The sequence below is a fragment of the Nioella sediminis genome (assembly GCF_001879695.1).
In the GTDB taxonomy this organism is placed as follows: Bacteria; Pseudomonadota; Alphaproteobacteria; order Rhodobacterales; family Rhodobacteraceae; genus Nioella; species Nioella sediminis.
Genome location: NZ_MNBL01000036.1, coordinates 16,462 through 27,483 on the forward strand (window position 1 = coordinate 16,462; position 11,022 = coordinate 27,483).

General features: G+C 63.8%; 9 protein-coding genes. 2 read left to right on the top strand and 7 right to left on the bottom strand.

The features are described from left to right. Position 1 precedes the first annotated feature (1 nt). The 4 genes from BKY26_RS04505 to xylF all read right to left on the bottom strand — a co-directional run bounded on the left by BKY26_RS04505 (position 2) and on the right by xylF (position 4,889). Entirely contained in the window at positions 2–1,558 is a 1,557-nt protein-coding gene (locus BKY26_RS04505) for a trimethylamine methyltransferase family protein (RefSeq protein WP_071689212.1), read from the bottom strand. Positions 1,559–1,719: 161 nt separating this feature from the next. Further along, complete coding sequence (locus tag BKY26_RS04510; RefSeq protein ID WP_071689213.1) at positions 1,720–2,472, bottom strand: ATP-binding cassette domain-containing protein; 753 nt, start codon at positions 2,470–2,472, stop codon at positions 1,720–1,722. A 1-nt stretch (position 2,473) separates the two neighbouring features. Continuing rightward, positions 2,474–3,769 carry a sugar ABC transporter permease gene (locus tag BKY26_RS04515; RefSeq protein ID WP_071689214.1) on the bottom strand — a complete coding sequence of 432 codons (1,296 nt, stop codon included), beginning with the start codon at positions 3,767–3,769 and terminating at the stop codon, positions 2,474–2,476. Between the two features lie 91 nt (positions 3,770–3,860). After that, complete coding sequence (xylF, locus tag BKY26_RS04520; protein ID WP_071689215.1) at positions 3,861–4,889, bottom strand: D-xylose ABC transporter substrate-binding protein; 1,029 nt, start codon at positions 4,887–4,889, stop codon at positions 3,861–3,863. 180 nt (positions 4,890–5,069) lie between these two features. Here xylF and BKY26_RS04525 point away from each other — a divergent pair, with 180 nt between their 5' ends. Beyond that, a complete protein-coding gene (locus BKY26_RS04525) occupies positions 5,070–6,287 on the top strand; it encodes an ROK family transcriptional regulator (protein ID WP_071689216.1) in 1,218 nt (405 codons plus the stop codon). After that, positions 6,277–7,791 carry a CRTAC1 family protein gene (locus BKY26_RS04530; protein ID WP_071689217.1) on the top strand — a complete coding sequence of 505 codons (1,515 nt, stop codon included), beginning with the start codon at positions 6,277–6,279 and terminating at the stop codon, positions 7,789–7,791. Before BKY26_RS04525 ends, BKY26_RS04530 begins: the two co-directional genes overlap by 11 nt. Positions 7,792–7,853: 62 nt before the next feature. On the opposite strand, the gene BKY26_RS04535 is transcribed toward BKY26_RS04530, so the two are convergent. From BKY26_RS04535 to BKY26_RS04545, 3 genes are all read right to left on the bottom strand, one after another. Next, a complete protein-coding gene (locus BKY26_RS04535) occupies positions 7,854–9,158 on the bottom strand; it encodes a cytochrome-c peroxidase (protein WP_071689218.1) in 1,305 nt (434 codons plus the stop codon). After that, positions 9,155–10,141 (bottom strand): aldose epimerase family protein, encoded by a 987-nt coding sequence (locus BKY26_RS04540; protein WP_071689219.1) that lies wholly within the window; start codon positions 10,139–10,141, stop codon positions 9,155–9,157. The genes BKY26_RS04535 and BKY26_RS04540 overlap by 4 nt, the downstream gene beginning before the upstream one ends. 7 nt (positions 10,142–10,148) lie before the next feature. Continuing rightward, a partial coding sequence (locus tag BKY26_RS04545; protein ID WP_071689220.1) for a xylose isomerase occupies positions 10,149–11,022 on the bottom strand: 874 nt, incomplete at its 5' end.

Genomic DNA, 11,022 nt, shown 5'->3' on the forward strand with positions numbered 1-11,022 from the left:
CTTAGTACTCCTGGTTCAAAGCATCCGCTGCCGGAATCTCCCGCTCGCGCCGGGCGATATAGTCCAGAAGTGCTTCGTTCTTTGCCGGATCGAGCATTGGTTCCTCATATTCCCGCAAGAGCTTCCGCGCATGGGTCAGAGCCCGTTCGGTGATTTCCTTCGACCCTTCCGCAACCCACTGCTCGATAGAGTTGTTGTCGAAAAGCTCCGGCATGAAGAACGCCCGTTGGAAATTCTCCTGTGTGTGCGGGTGGCCGAGATAGTGCCCCCCCGGCCCGATATCGGACACTGCCGCGATGCCTTCGTCGAAATCGTCCCACCTCGGCCCCTCGGCCATGCGGTAGGCCATGGCGCATTGCTCTGCATCCACCACGAATTTGGCGACGGAACAGTGCATTCCGGCCTCGTTCCAGCCTGCCGAATGCCAGATGTAGTTCGCGCCCGCATGCATGACGGCGGAAAGCGTCGTGGCGCTTTCATAGCCTGCCTGCGCGTCGAAGGTCTTGGCCCCGCCAAGCGTGTTCGAGGTCCGCCAGGGCACGCCATAATAGCGCGCCATCTGGCCGATCATGAAGTTCATCAGGCTGATTTCCGGTGTGCCCGCCATTGGCGCGCCGGATTTCATGGAGACCGTCGACAGGTAATGCCCATAGATCGCGGGCGCGCCCTTGCGGATCACCTGGGTGTAGGCCAGCGCCGACAACGCCTCTGCGTTCAGTTGCGCCACGGCGGGGGCGACCGATGCGGGCGTGTTGGCACCGCCCAGAACGAAGGGCGAGCACAGCACGGGCTGGTTTCGACGGCAGAAAGCGCGCATCGCGCCCAACATGGTTTCGTCCCACACAAGCGGGCTGTTGCCGTTGCAATTGCCGGTGGTGACCGGATGGTTTTCGAGGAAGTCCTCGCCGAACAGGATCGCGCACATCTCCATCACGTCTTCGGCATTCTTCGGGCTTGTGGTCATGCCCATGAAGATCTTGTCGGAATGCTTCATCGAGGAATAGGTGATCCGCAGGTGCCGCTGGCTGATCGGGTGGTCGTAGGGTTCCACGATATGATGCGCACTGGAGTGCAGCGCGGGCGACATGTGGCTGAGCTTGTGGAACATCGCCAGATCGTCGAGCGTGGGGTTCCTACGCACATCGTCGAGGTCGCGCAGGAACGGCGCGCCGGTCATCGGCACGAAGATCGACTGCCGCCCGCCAAGCCGCACGTTGTTGGCCGGGTTGCGCGCGTGATAGGTGAAGTCGGACGGGATCGTCGCGATCAGCTCCCGCACAAGCCCGCGATCCAGATGCACGCGCTCTCCCCGCACATCCGCGCCCACGCGTTTCCAGTCCGCCAGAGCAATGTCATCGCGGAACACGACGCCGACGTTTTCGAGGATGTCCATCGAGGCGGTGTCGATCCGTTCGACCTGCGATCCATCCATCACCTCGCAATGCGGCAGCACATTGATCAGGCCCGGCAGCATCCGGCTATCGGTCGTCATCCGCTGGCTGCGGCGGGCGTTGCGGCCACCGGCACGGGCGCGGGGCTTGAGGGCGGTGTCGGACATGGGCGGTCTCCATCCTGAAGGTGGATCAACTTGACCGCGCTTCGCCCCGCAGCACCTGCCCGAATGCGAAACGCCCTTGCAGGATACGACATGGGCGTGCATCGCCAACAAAAAACGGCGGCCCCGATGGGACCGCCGTCTTGCTGAACTCCCGCCCCTTGTCAGGCGGCGTTTTCGTGCGGGTGCTTGCCGAGGATGATCATGCCAAGAAGGTCATCATCGGTGACCTCGTTCACATTGACCGTGCCGACCAGCTGACCATTCTTCATCACGCTGGCCCGGTCGCAGAGGTTCATCACCTGGTGCACGTCATGGTCGATCAGGAATATCCCGATGCCTTCGGCCTTCAGCTGCTGGATCAGCTCTGCCACCATCTGGGTTTCATGCGGGCCAAGCGCAGCGGTCGGTTCGTCCATGATCAGGATCTTGGCGTTGAAATAGACCGCCCGGGCAATCGCGACCGACTGCCGCTGACCGCCGGAAAGCGCCGAGACCGGGGCCGAGAACTTCTGGAAGTTCGGGTTGAGACGCCCCATGATCTTGCGCGTCTCCGCCTCCATCGCCGCATCGTCAACGAGCCCGAAGGGGGTCACCAGCTCTCGCCCAAGGAACAGGTTGGACGCCGCATCGAGGTTATCGGCCAGCGCCAGCGTCTGGTAGATGGTCTCGATATTATGCGCCCGTGCATCGCGCGGGTTGTTGATGGTGACCTTCTCTCCGTTGATGAAGATCTGGCCGCCATCGGGCTGATACGCGCCCGACAGCATCTTGATCAGCGTCGACTTGCCCGCGCCGTTATGGCCGAGCAGGCCCACGACCTCGCCGGGTTGCAGATCGACGGTGACGTGATCGACCGCCTTGATCCCGCCGAACGAGATCGACATGTCGCGCATTTCTACGAGTGGTGCAGTCATATCAGTGATCCCCCGTGCGCTTGCGGTAGATGATGTCGATCAGGACGGCCGCGACCAGCACGACACCGACAACGATGTTCTGGTAGGGCGCATCAACACCGACCATGGCCATGCCCGATTGCAGCGACTGCATGATCAAGGCCCCCAGGATCGCCCCGTGGATAGTGCCAAGACCGCCCGACAGGGCCGTGCCGCCGATAACCGCCGCCGCGATGACGCGCAGTTCATCCAGCGTGCCGATATCGTTGGTGTGGTTGGCCAAACGGGCCGAGGCCACAACCGCCGAGATCGCACACAGCGCGCCCATCAGGGCAAAGATCTTGACCGTCAGCATGCGGGTGTTGATGCCCGAGAGTTCCGCTGCGTCCGGGTTGCCGCCGGTGGCGAAGATATAGCGCCCAAGCCGCGTGCGGCGGGCTAGAACCGTCATCGCGATGGCGATACCGATCAGCAGCAGCACCGAGATGGGCAGGCCATAGGTGGTGGTGAAACCTTCGGGCATCACCTCGCCCCGTGCCTCGAACATGCGGCGCAGGCGGGCGGTGGGGATTTCATAAGAGTTCAGAACCCAGATGAAGCCCATGATGGCAGAGGCGATGATTGCCGACAGAGTCAGTTCAGCCCAGACCGGCTTGACCGGGAAGCCATGGCTCGCCTTCGACCGGCGCCCGTTCCACATCGCGGCAATGGCGGCAACCGTCAGAACCGCACCCACGATCCAGGAAAGGCTCGGCCCGAGCGTGCCGTTGATGCCGCCGAAGGCCATGAAGGTCTCATCCAGCGGACCGATGGTCTGACCACGGGTCAGGAACCAGCCCACGTTGCGCCAGACCAGCAGACCGCCAAGCGTCACGATAAAGGCCGGGATGGTCAGGTAGCCGACAAGGTAACCGTGGAAGGCCCCGATCAGCGCCCCCGCTGCGATACCGACAATGATGGAGATCGGCGCGATCAGCGGATGGCCAAGCCCCAGCCCCATCATGTTGGGCAGGATATCGGTCTGGGTCATCGCCATGATCGCCGAACAGGTGGCCAACAGAGCGCCGACGCTCAGGTCGATATGGCGGGTGACGATGATGAAGACCATGCCACAGGCCATGATGGCCACGGATACGGTCTGAATCGTCAGGTTGAAGATATTGCGCGGGGTCAGGAAGCGACCTTCCGTGATGAAATCGAACCCGATGCAAAGGATGATGAAGGCGCCAACCATACCCAATAGACGCGTATCCAGCTCCAGTTGCTGGACGAAACTCTTGCGCTGCGGGGGAATTGGCTGAGACGTGGTGTCGGTCATGTCCGGACTCCAGAGTTCAGCGTGTCTGGTGGTGATACGCCCCGGCGGGGCGGGGCGTATCGGGTGCTACACTATGCAGTGTATCACAGGATCAGTTACAAGGCGCGGGGCCGTCGGTAACACCCTGGCAGAGCGTTTCCAGATCGATCCAGCCAGCATCGACAACGACGCTCAGGTTGGCTGCGGTGATCGGAACCGGTGCAAGGAACATCGAGGTCATGGTGGTGCCAGACGGGCTGGTCCATTCCTGTGCGCCTTCGACATCGGCCATTGCGGTGCCCTGTGCCAGTGCGACGGCGATTTCACCGGCTGCACGGCCCAGATCACGGGCGTCTTTCCACACCGACACGGTCTGGGTGCCAAGGGCCACACGGTTCAGCGCGGCGTGGTCGCCATCCTGGCCGGAAACCGGGATACCTTCCATGCCCTGCGCGGTCAGAGCGGCGACAACACCACCTGCGGTGCCGTCATTCGAGGCCACGACAGCGTCAACGCCGTTGTCGGTCGCGGTCAGGATCTGCTCCATGTTGCGCTGTGCGTTGGCAGGCAGCCAGCCATCGGTGTAGGCCTCGCCCACGATCTCGATCTCACCGGCGTCGATTGCGGCTTGCAGAACTTCCTGCTGACCACCGCGCAGGAAGTCTGCGTTCGGGTCAGTGGGCGAGCCCTTGATCATGACGTAACGGCCAGAGGGCGCTGCCTCCAGAACCGCGCGGGCCTGCATCCGGCCCACTTCGACGTTGTCGAAGGTCAGGTAGAAGGCGCGGGGGTCTTCGATCAGGCGGTCATAGGCGATGACCGGGATGCCTTCGTCGGCGGCGGCCTGTACGGCCGGGCCAATGGCCGCCGCGTCTTGTGCCAGGATGATCAGAGCATCAACGCCCTGAGCGATCAGGCTTTCGATATCCGACAGCTGCTTGGATGCGGACGACTGCGCGTCGGCGGAGATGTATTCGGCGCCAGCGGCTTCCAGAGCGGCAACAATGGCCGCTTCGTCGGTCGCCCAACGTTCTTCCTGGAAGTTGGACCAGCTGACCCCGACGGTGATGTCCTGCGCAAAGGCAGCGGTGGTCATTGTTGCCGCAAACACCGTTGCTGCGGCTGCTTTGAGAAACTTCATGCTTTCCTCCCTGTGATACCTGGCCGGGTCCCGTTTAACCGAGAGTCCGCCATGTGAATCTGTCCTAGCATTATTTTTTTCAAAGATCAAATTAAATGATGAGGCCAGTGCCGAAGTCCTGCCCAACACTTCCCTTGCTGAATTATTTTTTTTAGTGAATTATACCTGCGGGAGGACACCGTGGCAGGACATCAACGTATATCGACCGCGAATGATCAGCGCGAAAACGGGCGCCAGCAGGTGTTTGAAGCCATCCGCCAGGCGGGGCGAATCGCCCGAATCGATATCGCCCGCGAAACCCAGGTCAGCCCGGCCACCGTGACCGCCATCACCTCGGAACTGCTGAGCGCCGGGCTGATCGAGGAAATTACCCCCGAAGGCGACCGCACGGGTGCCAAACGAGGCCGTCCCCGTGTCGCGCTCAAGGTCCGCGGCGCGGCGCATCTGATCGCGGGCATCAAGATCTCGGACCGGTCCGCCACGGTCATCCTCGTCGATTTCGAAGGCCAGACCGTCGGTGAATACGACCACGAGCTTCCCGGCCCGGTCATGTCGCCAGAAGAGATGGTCTCGCTCGTCATGCGCGCCCTTGGCGGAGCCTGCAATGCCGCCGGACGCGACATCAGCGAAGTGTCCGGCGTCGGCCTCGGCATTGCCGGGCTGATCGACGCGACCCGCAATTTCGTGCACTGGTCCCCGTCCCTCGATCAACGCAACGTGGAACTGGGACGCATGCTGTCCGATGCCATGCCGGTTCCGTTCTACATGGACAATGACGCCAATCTGGTCGCCAAGGCCGAGCAACTGTTCGGAGAAGCGCGCAACGTGTCCGATTTCATCGTCATCACCATCGAACAGGGTGTCGGCATGGGTATCGTGATTGACGGGCGTATCTATCGGGGCGAACGCGGTTGCGGGGCAGAGTTTGGCCACACCAAGGTGCAGCTCGACGGCGCGCTCTGCCGTTGCGGCCAACGCGGCTGTCTGGAGGCCTATGTGGGCGACTATGCCCTGCTGCGAGAGGCCAATATCCGTGGCAGCGCGCAGCCGGAGGACGATCTGTCGGCGCTCTACGCCCGTGCCAAGGCAGGCGATGCGATGGCGCGGTCCATCTTCGACCGGGCGGGCCGGATGTTCGCCATGGGGCTGGCCAATGTGATCAACATCTTCGATCCGAGCCTGGTGATCCTGTCCGGCGAACAGATGACCTTCGATTTTCTCTACGGCTCGGATGTTCTGGAGCGGGTGAAATCCTCGGTGGTGCAGGTCGACGCCCCCTTGCCGGAAATCCGGGTGCATAAATGGGGCGATCTGATGTGGGCCAAGGGGGCGGCTGCCTGCGCGATGGAGGGGGTGTCGGAACTCACGATCCGCAACCTCGGTGCCGATGCGGCCTGAGCTTTGCTTTGCGACCCTTCTGGTCGTGGCCGGACCTGCCGTGGCGGACCCACTTTTTGCCCCGCGCCAGATCGCACCCCACAGCTACGAAGGCGGATGGGAGCATTTCGTGGGCGGCGGAGTCGCGGCCTTCGACTGCAACGGGGACAACCTGCCTGAGCTCTATGCGGCCGGTGGTGAAAACCCGGCGCAGCTTTTCCTGAATCGATCCGACCCCGGCGGCGATCTTGCCTTCGATGCGGTGGACAGTGCCCTCTCCCTGACCGGCGTCATCGGGGCTTATCCACTCGATATCGACAGCGACGGGGTCATGGACCTCGCCATTCTGCGGGTTGGCGAAAACACCCTGATGCGCGGGCTAGGCAACTGCGCGTTTGCCCCGTTCGAGGGGATCGGCTTTCAGACCGACGCACGCTGGACCACGGCGTTTTCCGCCACATGGGAAGCGGGTCAGACCCTGCCCACGCTCGCCTTCGGCAATTACGTGGACCGGAGCGATCCGGAAGGCCCGTTCGAAGCCTGCGACGTGAACCATCTCTACCGGCCAGAGGGAGACAGCTACACCCCGCCCCTGCCTCTGGCCCCCGGTTTCTGTGCGCTCTCCATGCTCTTCACAGACTGGGGCCGGCAGGGCCGCGCCGATCTGCGCGTCTCTAATGACCGGCACTACTACGTGCGCGGCGGCGAGGAACAGATGTGGGCGATGGAGCCTGAACCGCGCCTCTATGGGCCTCAGGACGGATGGAACAGCCACCAGCTCTGGGGCATGGGCATTGCCTCGCGCGATCTGGATGGTGATGGGCTGTCCGAGGTCTACCTGACCTCCATGGGCGATCAGCGATTGCAGGCGCTGAGCGAGGGGGCCGATGGCCCCAGCTATCTCGACGCGCCCTATGAAAGCGGCGCCACCGCGCACCGGCCTTATACAGGCGGCGATGGCAGGCCCTCGACCGGCTGGCACGCGGTGTTCGGGGACGTGGACAATGACGGGTGGGCCGATCTGTTCGTGGCCAAGGGCAATGTGGAACAGATGCCCGGCAGCGCCATGGAAGACCCCAACAACCTGCTGATGGGCAGCCCTGAGGGGCGCTTCACCGAGGCCGGGCTTCAGGCCGGGGTGGCCAGCCTGCACCGAAGCCGGGGGGCGGCGCTGGCGGATATGAACGGGGATGGGCTGCTGGATCTGGCGGTGCTGAACCGGCACATGCCGCTGGAACTATATCAGAACGTCACGCCGGGGGCCGGTGCCTGGTTGCTGGTCGACGTCATCCAGGCGGGGCCGAACCGTAATGCCGTCGGGGCCTTCGTCGAACTGCGCATAGCGGACAGAACCTGGACCCAGGAAATCACTGTGGGTGGCGGCCATGCCGGTGGCGTCGCGGGGGCACTGCATTTCGGTCTTGGCGACGCAGAGACGGCAGAGATCCGGGTGATCTGGCCGGATGGAGAGAGCGGCGATTGGCAGCCGGTCGAGGTCAATCAAAGGCTCACACTCGCACGCTGACGGTGGAGCGGCGCCAAGGATTTTCCAAAATCCTTCCAAGGGTCTTGCAAGACCCTTCCCCGCTACCGATCCACCGGCAAGCCGCTTGGCACGCGGTCTGGCACCCCCAAACGCCCCTCCGCGCCTGCCGCATCGGTCAACGACTCCAGAAACGCCAGCAGGGCGGCAACCTCATCGTCGCTCAACTGCACCGGCTCCAGCTCGTTCGCCGCCGCAATCGCCGCCATCTCGGCCGGATCATCCAGAATGCGCCAATCCTCCACCCCCGGCAGGACGGGCAAAACCGCCTGGCTCCGATCATAGGCGTAGAGCGACCCGACCGGGTCCATGTGGTGGCGGATCACGCCCTCCAGCGTCGCATAGGCCCCCGCGTGCCCATAGGGCGCGGTCAGCGCCACGTTGCGCAGGCTCGGCGTGCGGAAGGCATAGGCATCCTCCGGATCGCCCGTGACCCGCATTCGTCCCTCGTCGCGGGCATGGGTCTCGAACCGCGCGGCCTTTCCCGGCCCGATCTGCACCATGGCGATGGCGTGGAAATCGTGGTCGGTCTGGAACCGGCCTGTATGGCAGTCCGCACAGCCCGCTTCGCCGTAGAACAGCGCCATCCCTCGCGCCGCCGCCTCGGGCAACTCTGCCTCACCGGCAAGATAGAGGTCAAACGGGCTGCGATCCGCCCGCCATTCGAAGCGGATGAAATCGGCGACGACATTGGAAATGTCGGTAAAGTGGATCGGGGCGCCCGTGCCCAACACATCATCGAACCGGGCCCGGTATTCGGGGATCGCGGCAACGCGCTCTGCGATCTGGTCCCAGGCCCCGCCCGCCAGCGACAGATGCCCCATGCGCACCGCACGGCTGATCGGGTTTTCCGAATAGTGCCCGGCCATTTCATCGGGCGAGAGAACCGGGAACATCGCCTGTGCCGAGAGGACGGAGTCGAACCCTTCGCTCATCGCATCGCCCAAGGGCGTGCGGATGCCATTGGGGCGGGTCGGGTCCGCCTCCAGCCGGCCATCATGGAACATATGAGTGAATTCGGAGGCCCCAAGGTTGAACAGCCCCGGCGCGTTCCGGGGAATACGCTGTTCGGGCAGGTTCTCAGGGTCTGCCACCCGATCCGGCCCTAACCCATGCGCCCCGTCGCCAAGCGACAGCGACACTCCGTCAGAAGTGCCGAAGCGCGGGTGGTGGCAGGTGGCGCAGGAGACTTCCTGATTACCCGACAGGATCGGATCGTAGAACAGAAGCTGCCCCAGCTCGACCCGCGCCGGATCGGTCGGGGCAAACTCTGCGGGCGGGAACGCAGGTTGTGACAGCACGGGCAACGCAATGAGCGCCGGGATCAGGGCCACGGGCAACCGTTTCATTCAGGAACCTCCCTGATCTCGACTGTCAGCCGCTGATGATAGGGCTGCTCCGGCGTCACGATGATCGACGGAAATGTGGGGCAGTTGACGGCATTGGGGAAGCCCTGCGGCTCCAATGCGATCCCGGCCCAGGGGGCGATGCGCTGGCCCGGATGGGCACCACCCAGATCGGGAAGACCGTGCCCGGTATAGACCTGCAAGCCCGGCTGGTCCGACCACATCCGCAGGCGCAAACCGTTCGCGGCCAGAAGCTCCGCCACCGGCCTTGCAGGGTCGCGGTCCTCGGGCATCACCAGGTTCAGATCGGTCCCGATTCCCTCCGGATCAGCCTCGGCCAGCACGGCGCCAGCGTGGAAATCGTGTCGAGTGCCCATGACCGGGGCGATGTCCCCGGTCGGGATCAGGCCGCTGTTCACGGGCGTCACCCGGTCCGCCGGGCAGGTGAAGCGCGCATCGCGGGCCGTCCGAGGCACCCCGAGGCTGTAATAACTATGCTGCGCCATGTTGATCGGCGTAGGCCGGTCCACGGTGGCCGCCATGTCATAGGTCACGCGCGCGCCTTCGAGCCGCACGGTCACCTCGAAACTGGCCCGCCCCGGATAGCCTTCCTCGCCATCGGGCGAGACATAGGTAAAGCGCACGGACCGTGCGCCCCCCGTCTCTGCCTGCCAGATGCGGGAATGCAGCCCGCCCGCGCCGCCATGCAGCTGGTTCGCGCCTTCGTTTGCCGTCAGCCGATGGTCCCGCCCGTTCAACTGGAACCGCGCGCCCGCAATGCGGTTGGCCACACGCCCCGCGATCACGCCCATATAGGTGGGGTTGTGCAGGTAGTCCGACGGGTCATCGAAGCCCAGAACCACCGGCACCGAGGCTCCGCCAAGCGGCACCCACCAGCCCCGTGTGATGCAGCCGAGGTTGAGGAGCGAGAGCGCAACGCCCCCGTCCTCCAACCTGAATTCTCGGATGTCCCCGGCGCGTGGCATGTCCCCCTCAGACGAAGCGGTTCACGACGTTTTCAAGGTATTCCTGCTTGCCGGACACGGGCGCGGGGTTAATCCCCTCGGCCTCGACACGTGCGGCGATGTCCTCCAGCGAGCGGTCGCCGTTCAGCATCGCTTGCGCCTCGGGATCAGACCAACCGTCATAGCGATCCTCGACGAAGCCCGGCAGGGTGCCGTCCTCGATCATCGCGGCGGCGGCCTTCAGCCCGCGCGCGCAGATATCCATGCCGCCGATATGGGCGATCAGCAGATCCTCCGGGTCCAGCGATTGGCGGCGCAGCTTGGCGTCGAAATTGGTGCCGCCGGTGCTGAAGCCCCCGCCTTGCAGGATGTGGTAATAGGCCAGCGCGACCTCTGGCACGTTGTTGGGGAACTGGTCGGTGTCCCAGCCGGATTGATAGTCGTTCCGGTTCATGTCGATCGACCCGAAGATACCAAGCGCCTGCGCCAGTGCGATTTCATGCTCGAAGCTGTGGCCCGCCAGAATGGCATGGCCTTGTTCGATATTCACCTTCACCTCGCCTTCCAGCCCGTGCCGCTTTAGGAAGCCATAGACCGTGGCCACGTCGTAATCATACTGGTGCTTGGTGGGCTCCTGCGGCTTGGGCTCGATCAGGATGGTGCCATCGAAGCCGATCTTGTGCTTGTACTCCACCACCATGTTCAGGAAGCGCCCGAACTGCGCGTCTTCTTGTGCAAGATTGGTGTTGAGCAGCGTTTCATAGCCTTCGCGCCCACCCCACAGCACGTAGTTTTCGCCGCCCAAACGGTGCGTCGCGTCCATGCAGGATTTCACCGTCGCGGCGGCGAAGGCGAAGACGTCCGGGTCAGGGTTCGTGGCCGCGCCCGCCATGAAGCGGCGG